Source organism: Saccharopolyspora taberi (genome assembly GCF_039534165.1).
Lineage (GTDB): Bacteria > Actinomycetota > Actinomycetes > Mycobacteriales > Pseudonocardiaceae > Saccharopolyspora_D > Saccharopolyspora_D taberi.
On record NZ_BAAAUX010000001.1, the window covers coordinates 98823 to 122992 of the forward strand.

Here is a 24170-nt window from a genome sequence, read left to right on the forward strand (position 1 = left end):
CGCCCGTCGCGGCGCTGGCGATGCCCCGCCGCGGCAGCGCTGCCACCAGCTGACCGGAGCCGCTGTCGGACACGCTTGGTACGTTCGGCCTCACCCTCGGTAAGGCCGACGACAGCAGGAGAACTTGGTGGCGCAGCAGATTCCGTCCTGGGCGGACCGGTCCAACACGATCGGTTTCGTCCCCGGGAAGAAGTCCGAACGCAGGGAGATCCTGCGCCGGATCCTCGAACAGCTCCCGGCCGCGCCGGGTTCGTCGATCGCGGTGCGCAACGCGGCGGGCGAGGACGTCACCAGCCCGGTCGACGACATCTGCGGCAACCAGCTGTCCTGCGGGATGCTCGTGCGGCGCGAACCCGACGGCCGGTGGGTGGCCACCGACGCGGCGAAGTCCTGGCTCGAGAACCAGGACGACGTGGCGTTCGCGGTTTACATCCACGACAACGTGAAGCTGTTCGGCGAGCTGCTGAGCCGGATCGAACGAGCCCGGTCCAAGGACGGGTTCCTGGCCATCGCCCACGAGTTCGGGCTGACCTGGACCAGCACGGACCAGCTGTACCGGCGGGTCGCGTGGCTGGAGGTGCTGGGGCTGGTGGAGCGCTGGGCGCCGAACAAGTTCGTGGTCACCGAGCGCGGGCGGGAGTTCCTCGCCCGCGCCGCGCTGGTGTCCCCGGAGGAGGCGACCGGTACCACCACCTCGGCGGCCGACGAGACCGAGACCCTGCCGGAGCCCGGTGACATCGTCCTGAACCTGACGTCGAAGAACTCCTACTCCCGCAAGGACATCATCGGCTACATCCCGCGCGGCCGGAAGGCGCCGGACCGGGATTCGACCTCCGGCCCGCAGTCCCCGTTCGACGCGATCCGGAACCTGCTCGACCTCGTCGGCGACGGCGTCGGGGTCGAGGAGTACCACCGGCGCTGCTTCAGCAGGCTCGGGCTGAAGAAGGCGTCGGCGACCCAGACGATCCAGACCATGCGGCAGATGGGCGTCATGGACATGGTCGCCTACGGGCAGTACGGCCCGCTGCCCGACGTCGCGGAGCTGCTGAACCTGGGCAGCGAGGTCGACTTCGTCCGCTACCTGCACTCCCGCTACTCGTTCGTCGGCGAGATCCTGACGTTGCTCGACGAGCCCACGCCGGTCCCCGAGGTCGCCCGCATCGCCAACGAGGAGTTCGGGCTGGCGCGGATCGACAACGGCGAGGTCCGCACCAGGATGGGATTCCTGGCCGACGCGGGCCTGGTGGAGCGGATCGACTGGACCCGGTACCGGATCTCGGCGACCGGCAAGCTGCTCGCCGACGAACTGCGGCTGGACCTGCCGACCGGCGAGGTGGCCGCGGACGAGTCGGTGGAGCCCGCGGAGAGCACCACCGACGCGGCGCAGGCCGACCAGATCATCGCGGACCTGCGCCGGTACGGGCGGAACGGGGAGCGCAGCGAGGAGTTCGAGATCGCGGTGGCCGCGGCGTTCGGCTTCCTCGGGTTCCGCTCCCAGCACACCGGCGGCTCGGGGCGGACGGACGTGGTGGTCGACGCGGAGCTCCCGGCGAAGGACTCGTACCGGGTGATCGTGGACGCGAAGGCGTCCTCCAGCGGCACGATCGCGGAGAACGCGGTCAAGTTCGACGCGCTGAAGGACCACCAGAAGCGCCACCGCGCGGACTTCGGGATGGTGGTGGGCCCGGACTTCGGCGGCAGGGTCCGGGAATGGGCGGCCAACAACAACTTCTCCCTGATGACGGTGGAAGACCTGGCGAACCTGCTCACCCGGCACGCGGTCCACCCGATCTCGCTGACGGACCTGCGGGTGCTGTTCCAGACCGACGGCGACGACCTGGCCGACGTGGAGGAGCTGTACGCGGAGTCCGCCCGGTCGGCCGAGCTGCTGGCCAGGATCGTGGCCCTGCTGCACGAGGAAGCCAGGGAGGAGGACCCGCTGCTGGACGGCTACATCAGCCTGGAGAACGTGAACTACGCCCTGCGCAAGGAACTCTCACCGCGCCCGAGCCAGAACGCGGTCGAGGAGTGCCTCCAGCTGCTCTCGCACGATCTCGTGCGCGGCGCCGTGAAGAACGGCGGCCGGTACAAGCTCGCCGACGCACCGGTCAACATCATGCGCCGGCTCGCCGGGCTCGGGGTGGGGCTGGACGGCCGGTGAGCGGGGGGCGGCGGGTCGGCGATGCGTGGGTCGCTAGTCGTACGACACCCCGCTCTGGAGCCAGGTTTCGTCGGAGAAGTCCCCGTCGTCTTCGGCCCACGCAGGAGTGCTCGAGGCCGCGGCGTCGGGCACCTGCGGTGGTTCCTCGTCCACCGGCTCGCTGTTGACGAATCCGGCTATCGCACCGAACAGATCAACCATGTGCTCGTTCGTCGACATCTGTTCGACGAGCGTCTGAGTCGTGATCGTTCCGTTCAGGTAGTCCTGGATGGTCGACGATTCCACGTGGTCGAGCGCTTCGGGTCGACCTGCTTTCCGCAGGTAGTCGTGGATGTTCGAGTACCCGTGCTCGTGGAGCAGGCTGTCGTAGCGCTCCACCGGGTTGCTCCTGTCTGCCTGGTGTGCGGATTCGACGACTCCGTCGATCCCGCGGAGGATTTCGTTGATCCGATCGGAAGGTTGCAGGTCGCCCATCTCTGGTCCCTCGTCAGTACGGGTTCTCCGGCCCGCCGTACGGCTTTCCGATGTCCAGGCCCTTTGTGATGTTGGGCGCGTTGGTCTTGACCTCGCTGCCTATCTGCCATGCCTCGATGGCCTTGGGGATGTCCCCGATCAGCGTCTTGATGGTGTCGTAGATCAGGTACACGGCCCAGACACCGCCCGTGATGACCTCGCCGATGATGCCGGCGGCAGCGGCACCGAAAGGGCCTGCCGCAGCGCCGCCGGCGAGTGCGGCGAGCCCGCCGACCCCGGCGATCAGAATCGCCCCGGCGATCGCGTTGGAAAGATCATTTAGACGGGAGACCAGGATGGCGCACAGATCCTCCAGTCCCTTGATAGTCCGGGAAATGATCTCCCTGAGGTCGACCAGTGCTTGGCAGACCTTCTCGATTTCTCCGTGGCGCATCCCCATGAAGTGAACGAACGCCTCTGCCGCGTTCCCGCTCCAGTCCTCGCGCAGCCGCAAGGTGTCCCGGAACGCCGCGTCCTGGACCAGGGACAGGGCCTGCGCGCTCGATCCGACCGCGTCGCGGAGCCGGTAGACGCAAGTCCAGTCACCGACGATCAGGTCCTGGAGGTCAGAAGCGAGATCGCGGCCGGTGAGTTGTTGGAGAAAGTCGTTGACGGGTCCGGTGATCCAGTTGGCGTTTTCCTGCACGATCTTCCCGATCGCGTCGGCAGGCGCCTCCGGTGGCCTGAGGTACGCGCCGACGTCCACGGTGTGCGTGAATTGGGGCATGGGACTTCTTCCTAGCGCGGAGCTCCGGGATAGGTCTGATCGAGCTGGCTCGCTCGTTCCTGGTCGATCGACTCGTAGCTCTTGCCGGTGGACTCCAGCTGGCTGGAGGTCAGGTGGTAGCAGGTGGTCACGTCGTTGATCAGCTGGTTGACCACGTCGATCGGCGGCACCAGGTACTTCGCGATGTCCATCAGGGCGATCCCGCCGTATGTCTCGCTGAACTCGTCGCGGTGTTGAACGAGGTACTTCCGCACTTCGTTGACGTCGTTTCCGTACTGGTACATCAGGTCCGAGAAGGACTGGATGCTGGGTGGGTGTACGTGGAAGCCGGTCACCTCTGGTGCTCCTCTCTGGCGTTCGGACCGGACGGTTACGAGAAGATGCCCATGTAGAGTTCGGCCAGCTGTCGCAGGAGGAAGATGACAAGCGCCAGGAACAGGAAGACCGCGAGAGCGATCAGGACCGGCCACCCCGGGGTGTCGCGGAAGTACCTCCAGCCGAGGAGCCCGGGAAGCAGACGACGCCGCTGGGCGGGAGTCATGTCCCGATGCCGCGGCTTCTTTCCCCCGGGCTCGGGACCTGAACGGTCGAAGGGGATCAACTGATCGTCGTCGTGGGGGTCCTCTTCGCTGTCTCCGCCGCCGTTGCCGCGCCGAGGCGGTGTGCTGTGGTCGTTCATCCGCTCCTCCGAGTTCCACCGGCGGCGTGGGCAACGGCAGCCTCTGATCACTCCGCCCGGCATCGTAACGGCGCGAACGCGGCGCGGAAGGCGAAACGACCACCCCACCCCCGGATGCCCTAGGCTCGCCGGAGTGGGGGCGAGAATCGCGGTCTCGGTGGTCTTCTTCGTCAACGGCGCGGTTTTCGCCAGCTGGGCGACGAGGGTGCCTGCGGTGGCCGGTCCGCTGGGGATGAGCCCGGGGGAGCTGGCGGCGGTGGTCTTCGGGCTCAGCGCAGGCGCCGTGACGGGATTGCCGCTCGGCGGATGGCTGACCAACCGGCTCGGCAGCGTGTTCATGATGCGGGCCTCGCTGCTCGTCTACGCCGGGGCGCTGGCCTGGATCCCGCACGCGCCGAGCGTCGTGCTGCTCGCGTTGTCCTTGATGGGGCTGGGAATCGGCAACGCGATGCTCGACGTCTCCATGAACACCGCTGCGGTGCACGTGGAACGCGCGCACGGGCGGCAGATCATGGCCGGGTTCCACGCCTTGTTCAGCTTCGGTGGGCTGGGCGGGGCCGTCGTGGGCACCGCTGCCGCGAGCGCGGGCATTCCTGCGGTGACGCATATGGCGGTCGCCGCGGTGGGGCTGTCCTGCGCCGGGCTGGTCGCTTCGTTCTGGGCGCTGCCCGATCCCGGTGGCCGGGCCGAGAAGAAGCAGCGCGGGCCGTTGGACCGCCGGCTCGTGCTGCTCGGGCTGCTGGCCTTCTGCACCCTGCTCTGCGAGGGCGCGGCCAACGACTGGAGCGCGGTCTACGTCCAGGACACCCTCGGCGGCTCGGCGGGCGTGGCCGCGGCCGGGTTCGCGGTGTTCTCGCTGACGATGACCGCGGGCCGGTTCGCCGCCGACCGGCTCGTCGCGAGCGTCGGGGCCGTTGCCTTCCTGCGCGGCGCCGGGGCACTGGCCGGGCTCGGCTTCGGCGCGTCCCTGCTCTGGCCCACCCCGGCCTCGGCCCTGCTGGGGTTCGGCGCGCTGGGGCTCGGGCTCGCCGGGGTGGTGCCGACGCTGTTCAGCTCCGCCGTGCGCGGCCGGGACAACCCCGCCGCCGCGATCTCCACGGTCTCCACGATCGGCTACCTCGGGTTCCTCGCCGGTCCGCCGATCGTCGGCGCGCTCGCCACCGCCGCCGGGCTCCGGCTCGGCATGGTGACGCTCGTCGTGCTCGCCCTGGTGATCGTCTTCGGCGCTACCGCAGCAGTGCGGACCGCAGCCGGCTGATCGTGTCCGGGCCGATGCCGAGGTGTTCGGCGAAACCCTCGACGGAACCGTGCTCGGCGTCCAGCTCGCGCAGGAACTCCCGCATGGTGCTTCTGTCCGCGCGCAGCAGGGAAGGCGGCACGTAAGGCCATTCCGCCGCCGTGTCGTCGACGCCGCCCGCCGCCACCGAAGCGGCCCAGCGGGCCGTGGCCACCTCGCTCAGCGCGTAGTCGGCCACCACCGCTTCCGCCGACACCCCGACCAGGCGCAGCACCAGCGCGGACAGGATTCCGGTGCGGTCCTTGCCCGCCGCGCAGTAGAACGCCGCGGGCAGGCCGCCCGGTTCTGCCAGCAGTTCCACGGCGGTCCGCAGGAACCCGCCGCCCTCGCGCACGATGTCCAGGTAGTGCGTCACGGCGAAGCCGTCCTGGTCCAGCACCGCGCGGTCGTCGGCCGACCAGTCCGGGGTCTGCTCGCGCAGCGGGACGTGCCGCCACCGGCCCGGCCAGCCGGGCGGCGGCCGCCAGACCTTCTGCTCGACCTCGCCCTTCGACCGCAGGTCCAGCACCGTCACCACGCCCAGCTCGTCGAAGGCCGCGCGCCCGGCCGCGGTCAGCCGGTGCAGGCCGTCCGAGCGGTACAGCCGCCCCCGGGCCACCACCGAACCGTCCTGCGCGCGGTGCCCGCCCAGGTCCCGGAAGTTGAAGCAGCCGTCCAGTTCGAGGAACGGGCTCATGTCGCCGACCGTCGGCCGTGGAAGTGGTCCGGCGGCCCGTGCCCGGCGCCGATGTCCAGGTCGTCGGCTCCGCGCAGCGCCCCGGTCAGGTAGGACTTGGCCTCGCCGACCGCCGCGGGCCAGTCCGATCCGTGCGCGTGCCGGGTCGCGATGGCCGCCGACAGCGCGCAGCCGGTGCCGTGGGTGTTCGTGGTCTCCACCCGCCGCTCGGTGAACCGGTGCACCTCGCCGTCGACCCGGAGCAGGTCCACGCAGTCCGGACCGTCCAGGTGCCCGCCCTTGAGCAGCACCCGCGGCCCGAGCTGGGCGAGCTGGCGCAGCTGGTCGCGCATGCCGTCCTCGTCCTCGGCGGGCTTGGTGCCCAGCAGCTCGGCGGCCTCGGGCAGGTTCGGGGTGATCAGGTCCACCAGGGGCAACAGGCGCCTCCGCAGGGTGTCCACGGCGTCGGCGGCCAGCAACCGGTCCTGGCTCTTGGCCAGCATCACCGGGTCCAGCACCACCGGCACCCGCGGGTGCCGGGCCAGGCTGTCGGCCACCGCGGCCACGGTGGCCGCGGTCGCCAGCATACCGATCTTCACCGCGTCCACCCGGACGTCGTCGAGCACCGCGTCCACCTGGGCGGAGACGAACGCGGGCGGCGGGGTGTGCAGGCCGAACACGCCCAGGGTGTTCTGCACCGTCAGCGCGGTGACCGCGGCGCAGCCGTAGCCGCCCAGCGCCGAGATCACCTTCAGGTCGGCCTGCATGCCCGCGCCACCGCTGGGATCGCTCCCGGCGATGGTCAGCACCGCCGGGATCACGAGCCCATCCCCGGCGAGGACGCCTGCGCCCAGAACCGCTTGGGGATCCGGCCCGCCTGCCGCGCGCCGAGCCCGGCGCGGACCGCGTCGGCCATCGCCGCGGCCATCCGCTCCGGATCACCGGCCCTGGTCACCGCGGTGGCCAGCAGCACCCCGGAGCAGCCCAGCTCCATCGCCTGCGCGGCGTCGCTGGCGGTGCCGATGCCCGCGTCGAGGATCACCGGGACCCCGGCCCCCGCCACGATCATCTCCAGGTTCGCCGGGTTGGAGATGCCCCGGCCGGTGCCGATCGGCGAGCCCAGCGGCATCACCGCGGCGCAGCCGACCTCCTCCAGCCTGCGGGCCACGATCGGGTCATCGGTGGTGTAGGGCAGCACCACGAACCCGTCGTCCACCAGCTGCGCGGCGGCGTCGACCAGCGCCGTGACGTCCGGCAGCAGCGTGCGCTCGTCGGCGACGAGCTCCAGCTTGACCCAGTTCGTCTCCAGCGCCTCGCGCGCCATCCGGGCGGTCAGCACCGCCTCGGCCGTGGTCCGGCAGCCCGCCGTGTTCGGCAGCACCGCGATGTCCAGCCGCCGCAGGAGATCCAGCACGCCGGTGCCGCCCTGCGCGTCGACCCGGCGCATCGCCACCGTGGTCAGCTCGGTTCCCGAGGCCACCAGCGCGCGTTCCAGCACCGACAGGTTCGCCGCGCCGCCGGTGCCCATGATCAGCCGGGACTCGAACACCCGGCCCGCGATCTCCAGCTGCTCACCCACCCTGCACCGCCGTGAGCACCTCGACGGCGGCACCGTCGGCGAGCGCCGAGGCCCACCGGGCCTTCGGCAGCACGGCGCCGTCCACGGCGATGGCCACCCCGGTTCTCGGCAGCTCCAACCGGTCCATCAGCTCACCGGCGGTACAGCCCTCCGGCACGTCGTGCCGCTTTCCGTTCACCGTCACGTTCACGCTGGTCCCCTCCCGTTCCTGCCTGGTGCGGCGATCGCCACCTCCGGCAGCGGTGCACCGGCCAGCTCGGCCAGCACCGCATCGGCGGTCAACGGCGCGAGCAGCAGTCCGTTGCGGCCGTGCCCGGTGGCGATCGTGGTGCGGTCGTCCACCCTGCCGATCAGCGGCAGGTCGTCCTCGGTGGCGGGCCGCAGCCCGGCTTCGGCCGGGCCGAGCGCGTACTCGGCGATCCCCGGCAGCACCGCCTCGGCGTCGGCGATCAGGTCGCGGACACCGGCCAGGGTCACCGACAGGTCGTGGTCCGCCTCGTACTGGGTGGCGCCGATGACGAGCCCGTCGTCGCGCGGAACCAGGTAAACGTGCCTGCCGTGCACCAGCCCGCGCACGGTGCGACCCGGCGGCGGCAGCGCGCCGGGACGCACCCGGGCGCGCAGGATTTCGCCTTTCAGCGGGCGCATCGCCGCGAGCGGGTGCAGCGCGGCGGAGGCGAGACCGGCGGCCAGCACGACCTGGTCGGCCTTCAACGCGGACAGGTCCTCGACGCGCTCCTGGCTGAACTCCACGCCCGCCCGGGAACACGCCTGCCGCAGCGCGGAAAGCAGCTGCCGGTTGTCCACGGCCAGATCGCCGGGAACGTCCAGCGCGGACCGGATTCCCTGCGCCAGCGCGGGTTCCCGCCTCCAGACCTCGCGGCCGGTCAGGGTTTCCACCGCACGACCTCGTTCGGTCAGCCGGCCAGCGAGCTCCCGCAGCGCGCCCGAGTCTGCGGAGTCCACTGCGACCACAAGCGTGCCCTCGGTGCGCAGCCCCGCGGATTCGCCCGCGTCCACACTGAGCTGTTCGGCGTAGGAAGGCCAGCGCAGCAAGGATTCCGCGCCGAGCGCGAGCGGGCCCTCCGCGCCGTGCCAGCCCTCGGTCAGCGGTGCGAGCATCCCGACCGCCACCGAGGAGGTACCGCGAGCGGGGTCCGGGTCGTGCACGGTGACCGACCAGCCCCGCGACGCCGCGCGCCAGGCCACCGACAGCCCGATGACCCCGGCGCCGACCACCGCCAGCTTCTCCCCGCCCACTTCACCGTCTCCTGCCCGCATCCTGGTCGCTATCGCCTTTTCCGCCACTGGCCTCTATGTTGCGAGCGTGGACATCCGTGAGCGCCTCGCCGCCGCCACCCTCTACCTGTGCACCGACGCCCGCCGCGAGACCGGGGACCTCGCCGAGTTCGCCGACGCTGCGCTGGCCGGCGGAGTCGACGTGATCCAGTTGCGGGACAAGGGTTCCGAGGGCGAGCGCCGGTTCGGTCCGCTGGAGGCCCGGCAGGAACTGGAAGCCCTGGCCGTGCTGCGCGCCGCGTGCGATCGGCACGGCGCGCTGCTCTCGGTGAACGACCGGGCCGACATCGCCGCCGCGGCCGGGGTCGACGTGCTGCACCTCGGCCAGGACGACCTGCCGCTGGAGCACGCCCGCGCGCTGCTCGGCGACGGCGTGCTGATCGGACGGTCCACTCATGACCCGGAGCAGACCAGGCAGGCCGCGGCGGAGACCGGTCTGGACTACTTCAGCGTGGGCCCGTGCTGGGCGACGCCGACCAAGCCGGGGCGGACTCCGGCCGGGCTCGACCTGGTGCGGGTGGCCGCGGAAGTCGCCGGAGACCGGCCGTTCTACCCCATCGGGGGGATCGATGTGGACCGGTTGCCGGAGGTGCTGGCAGCCGGTGCGAGCCGGGTCGCCGTGGTGCGCGCGATAAACGGCGCGGCCGACCCGCGTGCCGCCGCGGCGGAGCTGAAGGCGGCGCTGGTTTCGGCCTGACGCCGGGGAAAGCTCTGCGATGCCGTGCAGGGACAAGCTTCCCCCTCTCGGACGGTGCGGTCCACCGCACCGCAAAGCATGATTTCCACACTCCAGCCAGGACGTCAATGGGCTGAACTGGTGAGCGCTTTCCTTGCAGCGCTTGGGCATCCGGGCGTTCTTGCGGCCCCTGGCCGTGGTGCGGGATGGACGCGACGAGTACGGTGTGCAGCGGTGATCAGTTGATGGGGGGCTTTGCCGTGATGCCTACTGGGGGCGGGGTCACCCTGGACGGGGTCGCGCAGAGCTTCGGAGCCGTCGACGTCCTGCGCGATGTGGACTTCGCGGTGGCGCAGCACCGAAGTCTCGGGGTGATCGGCCCGAGCGGCTGCGGCAAGTCCACGCTGCTCTCGCTCATCGCCGGACTCGCCGAGCCCTCCGCGGGAACGGTCCGGGCAGGTGGCGCCGAGGATCCGGCGGGCAGGCTGGCCGCCTGCGCGCTCATGCCGCAGAAGGACCTCCTGCTGCCGTGGCGGAGGGCCATCGACAACGCCGCGCTGGCGCTGGAGAACCGCGGCGTGCCGCGCAAGAAGGCCCGCGAACGGGTCGCCCCGCTGTTCGAGCGGTTCCACCTGTCGGGTTTCGAGCGCAACTGGCCGCACGAGCTGTCCGGCGGAATGCGCCAACGCGTCGCGTTCCTGCGCACCCTGGTGGCGGACAAGGACGTGCTGCTTCTGGACGAACCGTTCGGCGGACTGGACTCCATCACCCGCGCCGACATGCAGGACTGGCTGCGCGGAGTGCTCGACGTGGAACCGCGCACCACCGTCCTGGTCACCCACGACGTGGAGGAAGCGCTGCTGCTGTGCGACGAGGTGGTCGTGCTGACCCCGAGACCCGCGACCGTGGTGGCGCGGATGCCGGTGGAACTGCCGGCGCGCGGTTCGCGGGCGCGGACCGTGGCGGATCCGGAGTTCGCCGCGCTGCGCGCCCGCGTGCTGTCCCTGCTCGGTTCGGGACGGGCGGAACCGTGACCGCACCGGCGAACCAGCGCGCGACGGCGAAGTGGTGGCCCGCCGCGCTGCTCGTCGTGGTGCTGGTGGGGCTGTGGGAACTGGTCAGCGGTCTCGTGGACGTGCCCGAGTACCTCTTCCCGGCGCCGAGCGCGATCGTCCGGGCCGGAGTGGACAACGCCGAGCTGCTCGCTTCCGCGAGCTGGGTGACCACCGAGGAACTGCTGCTGGGCCTGCTGCTGGCGGTGGTGGTCGCGTTGCTGATCGCGGTGGCGCTGCACTTCTCGGTCCTGCTGCGCCGGACCGTGCTGCCGCTGCTGATCGCCTCGCAGACCGTGCCGGTGGTGGTGCTCGCGCCGATCCTGGCCATCGCCTTCGGCTACGGCATCCTGCCCAAGCTGGTCGTCGTCGCGCTGATCTGCTTCTTCCCGCTGGCCGTCGGCACCCTGGACGGGCTGCGGTCGGTGGACCCGGACCTGCCGCGGCTGATGCGCACCCTGGACGCGAGCCGGTGGGCGATCTTCCGCCGGGTGGAGTTCCCCTCGGCCCTGCCGCAGCTGTTCTCCGGCCTGCGGCTGGCGGTCACCTACGCAGCCATCGGCGCGGTGTTCGGCGAGTGGTCGGGCTCCACCGACGGCCTCGGATTCGTGATGCTGCAAGCCACCCCGCAGCTGCGCACCGCGCTGGTGTTCGCCGCGATCGTCGTGCTCACCGCGGAAACGGTGGCGCTGTTCCTGTTCGTGCGCCTGCTGGAGAAGATCATCCTCAGATGGAACCGGAGGTGAGCGCCGGATGCGCGCCACACTGCCTGTCCGCGCCGCGGTTGCTGTCCTTGCCGTCCTGCTGACCGCGGTCGGCTGCTCCGGTGGCGGGCAGACCGCGCCGCCCGGTGGCAAAGCCGACGTGCGGGTGCTGCTGGACTGGTTCCCCAACCCCGACCACGTCGGCCTCTACACGGCCAACGACAGGGGGATGTTCACCGCGGCGAACCTGAACGTGACGCTGACCCCGCCGTCCAACCCGGCCGACCCGCTCAAGCTGGTCGCCGCCGAGCAGGTGGAGCTGGGCATCTCCTACGAACCGGACGTGCTGATGGCCGCCGAGCAGGACCTGCCGGTGACCGCGGTGGCCGCGCTGGTGCCGACCGCGCTGAACTCGCTGATGTCGGTCAACACCTCGCCGGTGCGCACCCCGGCGGACCTGGCCGGCAAGACCGTCGGCACCGCCGGGCTGCCCTCCGACGACGTCTACCTCAAGCAGATCACCGCCAAGCACGGGGTGGACCTGAACTCGGTGAACAAGGTCAACGTCAGCTCGAACCTGGTGGCCGCGATGCTCTCCGGCCAGGTCGACGCCACGATCGGCGCCTACCGCAACATCGAGGGCGTGCAGCTCACCGACGCGGGCAAGGCACCGACGATCGTGCCGGTGACCGACGCGGGCGTGCCGGAGTACGACGAGCTGGTCGTGGTGGCCAACCGGGACCGGCTGCGCGACGACCCCGGGTACCGGGACGCGGTGAAGCGGTTCATCGGTGCGCTGGGGCAGGGAGTCTCGGCGGCGCAGGCGGATCCGAAGTCGGCCGCCGAGTCGATGCGCAAGGTCGCGACCGGGTTCGAGCCCGCCACGATCGACCGGATGGTCGAGGCGACCACGCCGCTGCTGACCAATCCCCGCGGTTTCGGCCGGATGGACCCGGCGAAGTGGCAGGCCTTCGCCGACTGGCTGCACGCATCGGGCATGGCCAAGGAGAAGATCGACGCGGGGCCGCTGGTCACCAACGACTACGTGCCTGCCGGGTAGTCCCACGTTCCACCTCGACGTGCCTGGAGGTACGCGGTATGGAGTTCGAGACCTTTCACCACGCCTACGCGGCGACGTTGCGATCGGTGGCCGGGGATCCGACCTACCGCAACGCCCCGCGCGGAGCGGCCAGCCGGGAACGCCTCGGCGTGCAGTACGTGCTGCGCGACGCGACCCAGCGGGTTCCGGTGATCCCGGCCCGGCGGCTCAACATCGTGTTCAACCTCGCCGAGTCGCTGTGGTACCTGTCCGGCCGGGACGACCTGGAGTTCATCGCGACCTACGCGCCCAGCATCGCCAAGTACTCCGCGGACGGGGTCCGGCTGACCGGAACCGCCTACGGCAAGGCGATCTTCGGCCGCGACCAGTGGCGCACGGTGGTCGAGCAGCTGCGCGAGGACCCGGACAGCAAGCGGGCGGTGCTGCAGATCTTCCGCGGGGAGGAGCTCCAGGTCCCGTCCAACCCGGACGTGTCGTGCACGCTGGGCCTCCAGTTCCTGATCCGCGAGGGCGCGCTGCACGCGGTGGGTTTCATGCGGGCCAACGACGCCTACCGGGGGATGAGCAGCGACGTCTTCTCCTTCACCTTCCTCCAGGAGGTGATGGCCCGCGAACTGGGGCTGCGGGTCGGGGAGTACGTGCACAGCGTCGGGTCGATGCACGTGTACGACGTGGACAGCGACCGGGTGGACCGGGTGCTGGCCGACCCGGCCGCGTACGAGGATCCGGCGCTGCGCTTCCCGGAGATGCCGGAGGGCGACAACTGGCCCGCGATCCGGGAAGTCCTGCGCATCGAGGAACTGCTGCGCACCGGCGGGCACCGAGTGAGCTCCACAGTGGACTTGCCGGAGTACTGGGACCAGGTGGTGCGGTTGTTCGAGGTGCACCGCCGGGTGCGCGCCGAGGAGCCGCTGGACGAGGAGCTGCTCGGCTCGCTCTGGCCGCTGTACCGGTACCTGGTGGAGAACTGGCAGCTGCGGCGCGCCGCGGTGGCGCCTACGAGCTGAGGAGGACGGGTTGGGCACCGACTGGAAGCACAGCACCGCGGTCGCGGACGGCTTCGACGCCTACGACGACCTGCCCGAGCGGGTTCTGGGCTACGCGACGGTCTTCGACCGCCTCGGCGAAGACGTGCGCACCGTGCTGGACTACGGCTGCGGGCCGGGGAAGGTCGCGCTGCGACTGGCCGAGGCCCGTGACGTGGACGTGATCGGGGTCGACATCTCCGAGCGAATGCTGGAGATCGCCAGGGAGGTCCGCCCGCATCCCAGGGTGGACTACCGCCGGATCGAGTCCGGGCGGGTGCCGTTCCTCGGCGACGGGTCGGTGGACGCGGCGATTTCCTGCTACGTCTACATCAACATCGGCGACCTGGACGTGATCCGCGCGATCGCGGCCGAGGTGCACCGGGTGCTCCGCCCGGGTGGGCGGTACGCGGTGCTGGACACCAACCCGGACACGACCGGCGTGCAGTTCTCCACCTTCCGCAACGGGGAGCCCGGCCTGGACTACGCGAAGGGGCAGCGCAGGCAGGTGCTGCTCAACCGTCCGGACGGCGAGGTGCTGGAGCTGTCCGACTACCACTGGCCCCGGCAGACCTACGGAGAAGTGCTCGCGGACGCGGGTTTCACGTCGGTGGAGTACTCGACCCCGGTGCTCGGCGACATCCCCGGCGCGCAGGTCGCGGGCACGCTGCTGGACACCGGACGGCCCGCGGAGGCCGAAGCAGCGCCGTTCCTCATCGTGACAGGAGTGAAGTGAGTTGAGCACACGCAGCGTTTTCCTCGGCGGTCCGTTCAAGGCCCTGGTCGACGCGGACGGCAACATGCGGCCGGAGGAGCGCGACAGGCTGGAGAAGCTGATCGCGGGCTTGGAGGCGGCCGGGTACAACGTGTACAACGCGCACCGCCGGGAGAGCTGGGGCTCGAAGTTCCTGCCGCCGGAGGAGTGCACGAGGCTGGACTTCGAGGAGATCTCGGACAGCGCGGTGTTCGTGGCCTTCCCCGGGGCCCCGGCCTCACCGGGAACGCACATCGAGATCGGCTGGGCCTCGGCCCTGGGCAAACCGGTGGTGCTGCTGCTGGAGGAAGGAGCGGAGTACGCCTTCCTGGTGCGCGGCCTGCACGCGGTCGCCAACGTGACCGAACTGACCCTGGCCCCCGGCGAGGACCCGACCGACCGGGTCGTGGAAGCCGTCCGGGCCGCCGACCTCGCAGCCGCCGGGAGCGCGTGACGATGCCGAGCATCGCGGACGGATTCGACGGATTCATCGTGGACCTCGACGGGGTGGTCCACCTCGGATGGGAGCCGATCCCCGGCGCGGTGGACGCACTGCGCGAACTCGACCGGCGCGGCAAGGGTGTCGTCTACCTGACCAACGACCCGCAGTTCGCCCGCACGGCGATCACCGCGAAGCTGACCGGCCTCGGCCTGGAAGTGCCCGCGGAGTCGGTGGTCACCTCCGGCTGGGCGGCGGCGGTGAAGGTGTCCGACGGCGGAGCGGCGGTGTACGTGATCGGCTCCGAGGAACTGCGCTCGGAGGTGACCCTGGCAGGAGGCAGGGTGCTCTCCGCGGCGGAAGCGGGCTCGGCCGACCGCATCCTGGTGGCCGGCCACACGGGCTTCGACTACGACGAACTCCGCGCGGCCTGCCGAGCGGGGGAGAACGGCGCGGAACTGTACGCCACCAACCGCGACGCCACGTTCCCGATGCGGGACGGCCCGTGGCCGGCGACCGGAGCGATCCTGGCAGCGGTCGAAACGGCGTTGGGACGAACCGCGACCAGCGTGGGCAAACCGGAGCCGGAGATCTTCGAAGTGGCGAAGTCCTTGCTGGGAGGGGGAAATGTCGCGGTAGTCGGCGACCGCCCGGACACGGATGTGCTGGGCGGACGCCGGGCGGGCCTGCCGACGATCCTGGTCGGCGGCGCCACTCCGGCGGACCTGGTCCGCCCGGACCACGTGCTACCGGACCTGGCGGGCCTGCTGGGAGACCGCTAGGGGCTGTCGGTCGTGCTCACCGCTGAAAACATCAACGACTGCACCAGGTTCGCCGACGTCATGGCCGGAATCCGTTTCCAGGGTCACGGTCCGGGCAGGCCACGCACCCGCCCTGACCGGGTCATCGCCGACAAGGGCTACTCCAGCCGCGCCATCCGCGGATACCTGAAGCGGCGCGGCATCCCCGCCACCATCCCTGAACGCGCCGACCAACAAGCCAACCGCAAGCGCACAGGCCGCACCGGTGGCCGACCACCCACCTTCGACCCCAGCATCTACACACGCCGAAACGTCGTCGAGCGCTGCTTCCAACACCTCAAGCACTACCGCGCCATCGCCACCCGGTACGACAAAACCGCCCAGTCCTACCAAACCGTGATCAACCTCGCCTCACTGATCACCTGGCTTTGAGGACACCCGCTAACGGATGCGCTCCAGGATGCGCAGGAAGGACTCGTTGGCCTTGGCCAGCACCTCGTCCTCGTCGACGGTGGTGAACACCCGGTCGTCGTAGACCACTACGCCGTCCACGATCGTCGTGGAAACGGCGGACCCGTTGGCGGCGAAAACCAGGTGCGAGTACAGGTGATCAGCGTTGCCCGGCTCCAGCGGGGTGAACGCCTGGTCGTGCAGATCGACCAGCACGACATCGGCCTTCCGGCCCACGGACAGCTCGCCGGTCTCGTGCCCGAGCGCGCGGGAACCGTTGCGAGTGGCCATGGTCAGCATCTGCGGGGCCTGCAACAGTCCGGCGTCCACCCGGTTGGCGCGGTGGACGAGCGAACCGAACTTCATCACCTCGAACAGGTCCCGGCTGTTGTTGCACTCGGCGGCGTCGTGCCCGAGACCGACGTTGAGCCCGGCGGCCAGCATCTCCGGCACCCGGGCGATCCCGTTGCCCAGCTTGGCGTTCGAGCTGGGGTTGTGCGAGATCTGGGTGCCGGTCTCGCGCATCAGGGCGATCTCGGCGTCCGACAACCAGACGCAGTGCGCCGCCACGCAGTCGCTGCCGAGAACGCCGGTCTCGTAAGCGAGTTCGGTGGGCCTGCGCCCCCAGCGCTCGCGCACGGTCTCCACCTCGCCGAGGGATTCGTTGAGGTGGATGTGGATCCCGGTGCCCAACTGGTCGGCGAGCCCGCGCGCGTCGCGCAGCAGTTCCGGAGAAGCCAGCGGCAACCACTCGATCCCGACCCGGACCTCGATCCGCCCGCCCGCCTTGCCGTGCCACTGCCGATGAGCGGTTTCGTTGTCGGCCAACGTATCCAGGTTGTGCTCGTCGGTCGCCACGTCGTTGGACAGCACGGCCCGGATGCCGATCTCCTCGGCGGCACGGCCCAACGCGTCGAGCTGGCGGTACATGTCGTTGACCGTGGTGACCCCGGACCGCAGCGATTCGCTGTAGCTGGCGAGCGCGGCCCAGTAGGCGGCCTCCGGGTCCAGCGCCCGGATGATCGGATACCAGCAGGTTTCCAGATATTCCAGCAGGGGAAGGTGATCGCTGTACCCCTTGCCCAGCGCGGTGTGGTAGTGCAGGTCGACCAGCCCTGGAATGACGGCCTTGCCCCGGGCGTCGATCACCCGAGCCCCGGCGGGAGGGGTGACGGCCTCCCCGGCGGGATGCACCCCGGTGATCCGGCCGCCTTCGACGACGAGCGTGCCACCGTGCAACACCTCGCCGGAGTCGTTCATAGTGACCACGATGCCGTTGGCGATGACCAGTGCGTCGGACAAGTCGGTTCCCCCTCCGCTCGTGACTCCGCACGAACGTACTCTTCGGGGGCGCGGGGGTAAATCGCTTGCGGCGTGGGGGTTTCTGGGCGTCACGTTCCGAGCTGGAACACGTAGAGGCCCGATTCGCCGACGACGGCGATCCGGGACCTGTTCGGATGCCATGCCACCTGCTGCAAGGGGGAGTCCGTCCGCAACGCGGCGACGCAGTCGTGCGACGCTGTGTTCCACAGCCGGACGGTGCCGTCGTCGCCCGCGGTGGCGAGCAGGGTGCCGTCCGGGCTGATCGCGACGCTCCACACAGTGCCGCTGTGACCGGTCAAGGTGGCGCGGTGCGAACCGTCGGTGTTCCACACCCGCACCGTGCCATCGGCACCGCTGGACGCGAGCCAGGTGCGGTCCGGACTGATAGCCACGCTCCACGCAGCGCCGTCATGGCCGGTCAATGTGCCCAGATGATCACCTTCGGCGCTCCACAACCCGACCGCGCCGTCCCTGCTGGCGATGGCGAGCCAACCCCCGTCGGAGCTGACCGCCACGCCCAGCACACCTTCCCCACGGCCGGGGAGAGTCATGCGGAAACTGCCGTCGGTGTTCCACAACCCGACGTTTCCGCTCTCGTCGCCGATGGCGAGCCAGTCGCCGTCCGGGCTGAAAGCCGCGTTCCGGAGCGCGAGGTCGTGCCGGAGGACGATGGGATCCGAGTAGCTGCCGGTGTTCCACAGACAGGCGGTGCCGTAGAGGGTGCAAGCCGCCAGCCAGGCCCCGTCCGGGCCGAACTCCACATCCCACACAGTGCCTTCGAAATCGGTGATCGCAACGTGCGGATCGCCGTCGGCGTCCCACACGACGATGCCGTCGTGACCGCCGGTGGCCAACCGGGTCCCGTCAGGGCTGAACGCCACGCACAGCTGCGAGGTGGGGTTGCCGATGGGGGTGTCAGCCGGGGCGTCCGCATCCCACATCCGCACGGTGCCGTCGTCGCTTCCGGTGGCAAGCCACTTCGCGTCCGGGCTGACGGCCAGGGAAAGCACGCTGCCGGTGTGGCCGGTCAGGGTTGCTCGTGGTGTGCCGTCCGCCTCCCAGATCCGGGCGGTGCGATCCCAGCTCCCGGTGGCCAGCCACGTCCCGTCCGGGCTGATCGCAATGTCGGTCACGCCGCGTTCGTGCCCGCTGAGGACGCCTCGGAGGCTCCCGTCGGGAGACCACAGCCGTGCGGTGCCCTCGAATCCGCCCGTCGCGAGCCACGTCCCGTCCGGGCTGATCGCCAGGGAAAGCACGCTCCGGTAGTGGCCGGTCAGATCGGCGCGAACGGTCCCGTCCGGGTTCCAGATCCGGGCGGTGCCGTCGTCGCACGCGGTGGCGATCCAGTCGCCGTCCGGACTGATCGCCACCACCCTGATCTGGTTGGTCTGGCCGACGATCGTGAGTTCGGTGTGGGCGACCAGAACGGCTCGGGGGCTGCCGTCCGCGCCCCAGAGCCGCACCGTGCCGTCGTCCCCTCCGGTTGCCAGCCAACTGCCGTCCGGACTGATCACCACCTGGCTCACGGCACCGGAATGGCCGACGAGAACGGCTCGGGGCCGTCCGTCGACGTCCCACAACCGCACCGTGCCGTCGAAGCTTCTGGTTGCCAGCCACGTGCCGTCCGGGCTGATCGCCAGACCGGTCACCAGCTCGGTGTGGCCGATGAGGGTGGCAAGCAGCGAACCGTCGGCGTTCCACAGGCGAGCGGCGCGGTTGGCGCAGCCGATGGCCACCCAGCCGCCGTCTGGTGCGATCGCGGCACCCGTCACGACACCGCCGGTGCCCAACCAGGTCTTCCAGCCCGGACCCCGGATCGGACCACCGTGTGCGGCAGCGTCGTCGGCGGCGAGGGTGGTTCCCGCGCTGTCGTCAACGTTCCACAGCCGGGCCGCGCCGCCCAGGCTGCTCGTGGCGAGCCAGGTGCCGTCCGGGCTGATGGCCAGCCCGGTCACGGCGCCGTCGTGGTGCAGGGCCCGGTGGAGGGCGGGGTGCGGGGCATCCGGCATGGGCCACGCGGGGAACAGGTCGGGGCGGGGCGCGTCGAGAACCCAGTCGGCGAGTTCGGGATAGCCGTGCAGGCGGGACAGCAGGGTTGCACCCAGAGCACCGTTCGCGCCCGGGATCGGGCGGAGCAGATGCGCGTTCTGCGTGATCGCGCGCCGAAGCGCTGCGGCCAACGTCCCCTCGACGTGGGCGAGATCCGCTTCCGCGGCGGTGGGGCCGTCGAGGCGGAGGACGGTCTCCAGCCACCGGAAGTCCGTTGCCACTGCGGTGAGTTCGTCGGTCAGGTCGGCGCCCCGGAGATGATGAGCGAGGTGGCGCCGCAGATACGGGTCGTCTTCGGCCAGATCCCACCACGCCGCCCCGGTTTCGCTGTGCCCCCGGAAGGAATCCAGCAGCGCGCGTTGGAACTCCCGCGCCTGGACTCCGACACGGTGGCGCAGGTACGCGCCGATCACGTCGTGCATGCCGAGCGCGGGAGTCGGACCGAGTTGGTAGCCCTGGACCAACGACAGCTCGTCCAGTTCGAAGCACAGCTGCTGCACTTCGTCGGGATCGAGACCGCCGGTGGCGCCCCAGTAGGTAACCAGCGTCTGCTCCGGGATGGCCACGTCCTCACCGAACACGGCCAGCTCCAGGAAACGTTCAAGCCAAGCCGGATTCGTCTCGGCCAGCTGCGACAGGCTGGCCTCCACGGTGGCCGCGACAGCGAGCCTGCGCTGATCGGCGCTGGTGACGTCCACCGCGGTCGGGCCCCGGTTGGCCAAGCGCTCGACCACCCGCCGCACGGAGTCGGCCACCGGCATCCCCCGCCGGACGTACTGGCGCACAGCGCGGTTGGCCAACTGCAGCAACACCGGCCATCCACCCGTCGCCGCCAGCAGAGGCGCCACGTCCCCGGGGCTGACGTCCATCCCGCTTCCGAGCAGCGCCTCGGCCTGCGACGGCGTCATCGAGTCCACCGCCACCGACATCGCATCGGGAGGCAGCGCGCTGCGGACCCGCGTGGTGACCAGGCGCCGGCAGTTCGGCGCGCCGAGCAGGAACGGAGCCAGTTGCGAGGCCCACCAGACATCGTCGACGACCACCAGGAACCACCCACCGGCCAGCACCTCGCCGAGATGCTGCCCGGCCTGCTCCGGATCGGTGAACACCGGACGATGCCCGGACACCCGCGCCGACACGTCGTTTATGACACCGGCAAGCTCAGGCCCGTGCGTGTTGGCCCCGACGGTCACCCACAGCACCCCGTCGGAAAACCGGTCCGCCACCCGACGGTCCCGGCAGACCGAAGCCGCCAGCGTCGTTTTCCCGAAACCCCCTGCGCCTGCCACACCGACCAGCGCGACGGCCATCTCGTGCTCGGCCAACAACGACTCCACCACGCGCTCGGACAACTCCGGCCGCGGCACGAGGTGATCCGGCAGCGGCGGCAGCGCCGACCCGACACCGAGCCCGCGCCGACCCGCTCCCACGTTCACGACGAGGTCGCCGTGGACCTGCCCGGCCTGGATCACGGCGTGCGCCTGACCACTGAACGTCTGATGCATACCGGCCGAGTGCGCCGCATCGCCTTGGCGCGAACTTTCCCCAGTGCGATCCACCAACGGCTCCACCTCCCTCCATCGATCCGCACAGTGTGCTCGACACGGCTGGGCAGCGGTGGGCGATCCAGCGGGCCACCCAGCTCACAATCGCTCTTGGCAACGGAGCACCGCATGACCTTCGCAGGATGCCAGTTCACTTGATGCAGCTTGGTCCCGAACCAGCTGGACGCCGGTAGCCCAGCCTCAACGGCCTATGACCGTGGCGCCTTTTGCGACGAGATTGGAGATGATCAGTCCGGTGTCGGTGAGGGCAGAGGCTGTGAAAATGGTGTAATCCAGCTTGGCTGCCGAGATTGGGGTTCCGCTGAAGCGGACCCCGCGGAAATCGAAGAAGGTGAGTGTCCGGGAGGTTTCGCGTGCGAAGGTGGCCAGCACGTTGACCACCGAAGGGTGATCGGGTGGAGAGTAGCGGGCGATGCGTTCGAGGGCGTAGATGCCACCTAGACGCTCGCTCTGGTTGCGCGTGCTTTCGAGGGTGGCCTGCGCGGATTGGTACTGCGGGATTGCGAAGGCCAAGGTGATCAGCGCGGCCGATTCGTCCCTGCTACCGGCGGCCTTCGACAGTGTTGACCACCTGCCAAGCGACGTACGACTAACCTTGCCAGGCGCGCTGGCCGCCCGAGCTGGGGTCGACTCGTCGCTTTACCCCGGCTGTGCCCGTTCATGGCCTCACCGCGGGATCACCGTCCTGTCTCGAGGGGCGATTCGGAACCGAACGCCCCAGTTGGCCCTGACGAGGTCCTTTGAGATGTCGTCACCGCGCCCGCGCTGGCCCCTTGGTCATCCGGCGGAGCCTCCAGTGCATACTCCTCGGCGAGTGCAGCCAGGTGCAGCGGAAGCGGGAGACCGAGCGGTACGTAGTCGTCAGCATGGCGGAGCTGGTGTGCCAACGTCGCCCACACCAGAGGCGTGTCGGCAGAGTGCCCGTGCGTTTCCGCTTCGACCAAGGGCTCTGATCGACACCCAAGCACCACGATCTCGCGGTACTCCGGATTCCACCCGGGAATCGTCGGCGAAGTCGGCCCTTCCGCGTACTTGACCGCCTGCTTCGGTCTCACTCCCTGCTTTGATACCTCCGTGACGCTCATGAAAACGCGATTGTCCGCCGTTGCGTTCCTCGGCTGCCACAGTCCGCTCGCGAACCCGGCGATCCGGTCGTCCGCGCGGGGCGCGTACCACTGCGGCACCTCATCCCGGTTGCCGGCATCACGGATCTGGACCAACCGCAGGTCCGGCCCGTACAGCCCGAGCCGCTGCGGAGGGTCGTCGCCGAACGCGAGCATGTCGCGAACAACGCGCTGATTGGTTAGCCACGGCCACGAACTGCGCATGTTGGCCGCTTGAACCATGACCAGCGTGGGAGTATCGCGCACCTGGTAGAGGATCGCCCGGATCCGCTCCTGGGCGTGCACCTGCTGTTCCTGTCGAGTCATCCATTCTCTGCCCCAGCCAGCCGCGTCGGATTCTTCGGAACGTGCCAGCTGCAACAGAAGCTTGGGATAGGGGATCCAGTCCTTGCTCAGATCGTCCCACGCCTCGACGCGGTAGGTGCCTTCGTCCAGGCGATGGCGCACTGCGATCAGTACTTGCCGTCCTCGCCGCCCCGAAGTGAAGGACTTCTTCCGTGCCATCCACATCCCGACGTACTGGAGGTTCGCAGGAACGTCCACGTCAAGTCGGTGATGCGGGGTGATGACCGCGCCGAGCTGCCGAAGTCCATCGAGAACGGCTGACTTGGCCCGTTCGGAAAGGTTCTCCTCCCCGGGAGTGATGAACTGCGTGACTCGATGTGCGTCCGCGCATCCCAACCGAACGGCAGTCTTCGGGTCCTGGTCGCTGCCGAACATGTCGGCGTTGCGCAGCTCCACGAGTGTGAGCCCGACTGGTGCCCCCAGCGGCACGGAACCGAAGTGAGCATGGATCTCCGAGCGCCGCTGCTCGACCGCGAGCGCGATCGCCTCCGCACGTTCCCGTCGGCTCAGGCCCGACGCCACCCGCAATTCGGCCGGGATCGAGGCCCACTGCGAAGTCCGGACGTGCACCGTCAGACCACCGACCCGCCACTCGAACTCCGTTCCTTCGAGGCCGCCGGTCGGTGGGAGCCCGAGCAACGAGCACACGGCTTTGAGCAGTGCGCGTTTGACGTACTCGTGCTCGAACCGGATGTCGATGACCAGTGGGTCACCTCGAACGGCCGCCGATACCGCAGCTCTGCGGTCTTGGACCTTCCTTCTGTCCGGATCGGTCCGGGACACCGACAACTGGGGCTTCGTCCGCCGCGTCGCCCGGATGAGATCAGGGGCCCGGACGAATTCGGGACTCAGCACCTCTTCGACCCAGCTGTCGATCATCGACCGTTCCACCGGAAGCAGCCCCACGCCGACCTCGTGGTCGGCTTGGAGCGTGGTGCTGTGCACGAGCCACGCAGTGACTCCACGGGCGTCATGCCGCCACCGGTCCGGCTCGGCTAGGAGTTCCTCCGCGGAGGGCAACGAAAGCCGAACAGGGAGGTGGGGCAACAACCGGGCGAGGCTGTTGCGCGCCCAGTCCACTCGTCGCTGCTGTCTGTCGTAGCCCACGCGGTTTGCGATCAGACGTGGCACTCCCGGTGACCGCAGCGGGTCGGGAAGTGGTATCTGGAGGTACGCGGTGATTCCCCGGTCACGGAGTTTCACCGGTTCACCGGAGATCCACCGGCGCACACCACTGGTCACGTGCAGGCGGAACGCGCTGGTGAACGGAACTGTCTGTACCGAGATCCGCAACCGCAGCGAGTGGTACCAGTCCTTTCCCTTGGCTCGGTGTGCACGCGGCGGCCATGACACAAGTTCCACCTGGTCTCTGCTCGTGACCACTCGGAAGGACAGCTCGGCACCCCGGAAACGGTAGGTGGAACTGGCAAGACGGGCGGCAGCGAACTCGGGCAGGAGTTGGTAGAGCCGGGGATCCGGGCGCGCTGTTCCCCCCTCGGTCAGGGTTGCGGCCGCCAGATCCACCTCCGTCCGCGACCATGTCGGCACTGCGTCCGCGAGGCCATCCACGAGGTGGGCGATGGTGTCGTCGTCAAACTCCTCGGCGCCTCGCCCGCGTGTGAGCAGATCGCGGACCCAGGTCTCCAAGAGGATGGCGAGCACGTCATCGGAGGGCGGATCCGTCGTGTACAGCCAGGGGTTGTTCGGGTCGGCGGTCGCGCCTCTCGCGGCGATCAACTCCGGTGTTGAAGCGCGGAGCAGCGCATTGAAGGCATCGATGGGCAGGTTGCGCTGCTCACGTCCGCGCGTGAACGTTCGCTGATAGGCCGAGACCAACTCTCGGCGCCAGCGTTCGGAGAACTCGATCGTCCGGAAGGTATGGGCTAGCGGCTGCACGGGTTCGTACGCGGCGACGCGGATAAGCGGATTCATG

Annotated in this window: 23 protein-coding genes and 1 pseudogene; 11 read left to right on the plus strand and 13 right to left on the minus strand. The window is 69.8% G+C overall.

Translation table 11 applies throughout. The features are described 5' to 3' along the window. The first annotated feature begins 127 nt into the window (after positions 1-127). Entirely contained in the window at positions 128-2161 is a 2034-nt protein-coding gene (locus ABD691_RS00605; RefSeq protein ID WP_344677309.1) for a restriction endonuclease, read from the plus strand. Positions 2162-2194: 33 nt separating this feature from the next. Here ABD691_RS00605 and ABD691_RS00610 read toward each other — a convergent pair whose 3' ends face one another. Genes ABD691_RS00610 through ABD691_RS00625 form a run of 4 tightly spaced genes read right to left on the minus strand, consistent with a single transcriptional unit; the run spans position 2195 to position 4080 of the window. After that, entirely contained in the window at positions 2195-2635 is a 441-nt protein-coding gene (locus ABD691_RS00610) for a hypothetical protein (RefSeq protein WP_344677310.1), read from the minus strand. Positions 2636-2648: 13 nt separating this feature from the next. Further along, on the minus strand, positions 2649-3401 hold the full coding sequence (locus ABD691_RS00615) for a WXG100 family type VII secretion target (RefSeq protein ID WP_344677311.1): 753 nt from the start codon (positions 3399-3401) through the stop codon (positions 2649-2651). Positions 3402-3412: 11 nt separating this feature from the next. Then, positions 3413-3736: a hypothetical protein gene (locus ABD691_RS00620; RefSeq protein ID WP_344677312.1), complete on the minus strand. Its 324-nt coding sequence runs from the start codon at positions 3734-3736 to the stop codon at positions 3413-3415. Positions 3737-3771: 35 nt separating this feature from the next. Further along, positions 3772-4080, minus strand: a complete 309-nt coding sequence (locus ABD691_RS00625; protein ID WP_344677313.1) for a hypothetical protein — start codon at positions 4078-4080, stop codon at positions 3772-3774. Between the two features lie 133 nt (positions 4081-4213). Between ABD691_RS00625 and ABD691_RS00630 the strand changes: the two genes are divergently transcribed. Then, positions 4214-5338, plus strand: coding sequence for an MFS transporter (locus tag ABD691_RS00630; RefSeq protein ID WP_344677314.1), 1125 nt, complete (start codon positions 4214-4216; stop codon positions 5336-5338). Here ABD691_RS00630 and ABD691_RS00635 read toward each other — a convergent pair. From ABD691_RS00635 to thiO, 5 genes are read right to left on the minus strand one after another with little or no spacing between them, the layout of a single operon-like run. Then, positions 5307-6053, minus strand: coding sequence for a tyrosine-protein phosphatase (locus ABD691_RS00635; protein ID WP_344677315.1), 747 nt, complete (start codon positions 6051-6053; stop codon positions 5307-5309). The genes ABD691_RS00630 and ABD691_RS00635 overlap by 32 nt on opposite strands. Continuing rightward, complete coding sequence (gene thiD / locus ABD691_RS00640) at positions 6050-6853, minus strand: bifunctional hydroxymethylpyrimidine kinase/phosphomethylpyrimidine kinase (RefSeq protein WP_344677316.1); 804 nt, start codon at positions 6851-6853, stop codon at positions 6050-6052. Before thiD ends, ABD691_RS00635 begins: the two co-directional genes overlap by 4 nt. After that, a complete protein-coding gene (gene thiG / locus ABD691_RS00645) occupies positions 6850-7611 on the minus strand; it encodes a thiazole synthase (protein ID WP_344677317.1) in 762 nt (253 codons plus the stop codon). The genes thiD and thiG overlap by 4 nt, the downstream gene beginning before the upstream one ends. Further along, on the minus strand, positions 7604-7801 hold the full coding sequence (gene thiS, locus ABD691_RS00650; RefSeq protein ID WP_344677318.1) for a sulfur carrier protein ThiS: 198 nt from the start codon (positions 7799-7801) through the stop codon (positions 7604-7606). Before thiS ends, thiG begins: the two co-directional genes overlap by 8 nt. Continuing rightward, complete coding sequence (gene thiO, locus ABD691_RS00655; RefSeq protein WP_344677319.1) at positions 7798-8871, minus strand: glycine oxidase ThiO; 1074 nt, start codon at positions 8869-8871, stop codon at positions 7798-7800. The genes thiS and thiO overlap by 4 nt, the downstream gene beginning before the upstream one ends. A 67-nt stretch (positions 8872-8938) precedes the next feature. On the opposite strand from thiO, the gene thiE reads away from it, so the two are divergent. The 9 genes and pseudogenes from thiE to ABD691_RS00700 all read left to right on the plus strand — a co-directional run. Further along, complete coding sequence (gene thiE / locus ABD691_RS00660) at positions 8939-9607, plus strand: thiamine phosphate synthase (RefSeq protein WP_344677320.1); 669 nt, start codon at positions 8939-8941, stop codon at positions 9605-9607. 242 nt (positions 9608-9849) lie between these two features. After that, positions 9850-10620, plus strand: a complete 771-nt coding sequence (locus ABD691_RS00665) for an ABC transporter ATP-binding protein (RefSeq protein ID WP_425564936.1) — start codon at positions 9850-9852, stop codon at positions 10618-10620. After that, positions 10617-11384, plus strand: coding sequence for an ABC transporter permease (locus ABD691_RS00670; RefSeq protein ID WP_344677322.1), 768 nt, complete (start codon positions 10617-10619; stop codon positions 11382-11384). Before ABD691_RS00665 ends, ABD691_RS00670 begins: the two co-directional genes overlap by 4 nt. Positions 11385-11391: 7 nt before the next feature. Continuing rightward, complete coding sequence (locus ABD691_RS00675) at positions 11392-12402, plus strand: ABC transporter substrate-binding protein (RefSeq protein ID WP_344677323.1); 1011 nt, start codon at positions 11392-11394, stop codon at positions 12400-12402. A gap of 38 nt (positions 12403-12440) precedes the next feature. Next, positions 12441-13409 carry a thymidylate synthase gene (locus ABD691_RS00680; protein ID WP_344677324.1) on the plus strand — a complete coding sequence of 323 codons (969 nt, stop codon included), beginning with the start codon at positions 12441-12443 and terminating at the stop codon, positions 13407-13409. A gap of 10 nt (positions 13410-13419) precedes the next feature. Continuing rightward, complete coding sequence (locus ABD691_RS00685) at positions 13420-14163, plus strand: class I SAM-dependent methyltransferase (protein ID WP_344677325.1); 744 nt, start codon at positions 13420-13422, stop codon at positions 14161-14163. A gap of 1 nt (position 14164) precedes the next feature. After that, positions 14165-14635, plus strand: coding sequence for a nucleoside 2-deoxyribosyltransferase (locus ABD691_RS00690; RefSeq protein ID WP_344677326.1), 471 nt, complete (start codon positions 14165-14167; stop codon positions 14633-14635). Positions 14636-14637: 2 nt separating this feature from the next. Continuing rightward, complete coding sequence (locus ABD691_RS00695) at positions 14638-15402, plus strand: HAD-IIA family hydrolase (RefSeq protein ID WP_344677327.1); 765 nt, start codon at positions 14638-14640, stop codon at positions 15400-15402. 3 nt (positions 15403-15405) lie between these two features. Further along, positions 15406-15813: pseudogene (locus ABD691_RS00700) on the plus strand (transposase); the annotation flags it as partial. 9 nt (positions 15814-15822) lie between these two features. Here the strand turns inward: ABD691_RS00700 and ABD691_RS00705 are convergent. The 4 genes from ABD691_RS00705 to ABD691_RS00720 form a co-directional block, all read right to left on the minus strand. Then, positions 15823-17133 (minus strand): amidohydrolase family protein, encoded by a 1311-nt coding sequence (locus ABD691_RS00705; RefSeq protein WP_344677328.1) that lies wholly within the window; start codon positions 17131-17133, stop codon positions 15823-15825. 89 nt (positions 17134-17222) lie between these two features. After that, positions 17223-20708: an NB-ARC domain-containing protein gene (locus tag ABD691_RS00710; protein WP_344677329.1), complete on the minus strand. Its 3486-nt coding sequence runs from the start codon at positions 20706-20708 to the stop codon at positions 17223-17225. A 240-nt stretch (positions 20709-20948) separates the two neighbouring features. Next, positions 20949-21281 carry a hypothetical protein gene (locus ABD691_RS00715; protein ID WP_344677330.1) on the minus strand — a complete coding sequence of 111 codons (333 nt, stop codon included), beginning with the start codon at positions 21279-21281 and terminating at the stop codon, positions 20949-20951. Positions 21282-21445: 164 nt separating this feature from the next. Further along, positions 21446-24169 carry a pPIWI_RE module domain-containing protein gene (locus ABD691_RS00720; RefSeq protein WP_344677331.1) on the minus strand — a complete coding sequence of 908 codons (2724 nt, stop codon included), beginning with the start codon at positions 24167-24169 and terminating at the stop codon, positions 21446-21448. Position 24170: the final 1 nt, after the last annotated feature.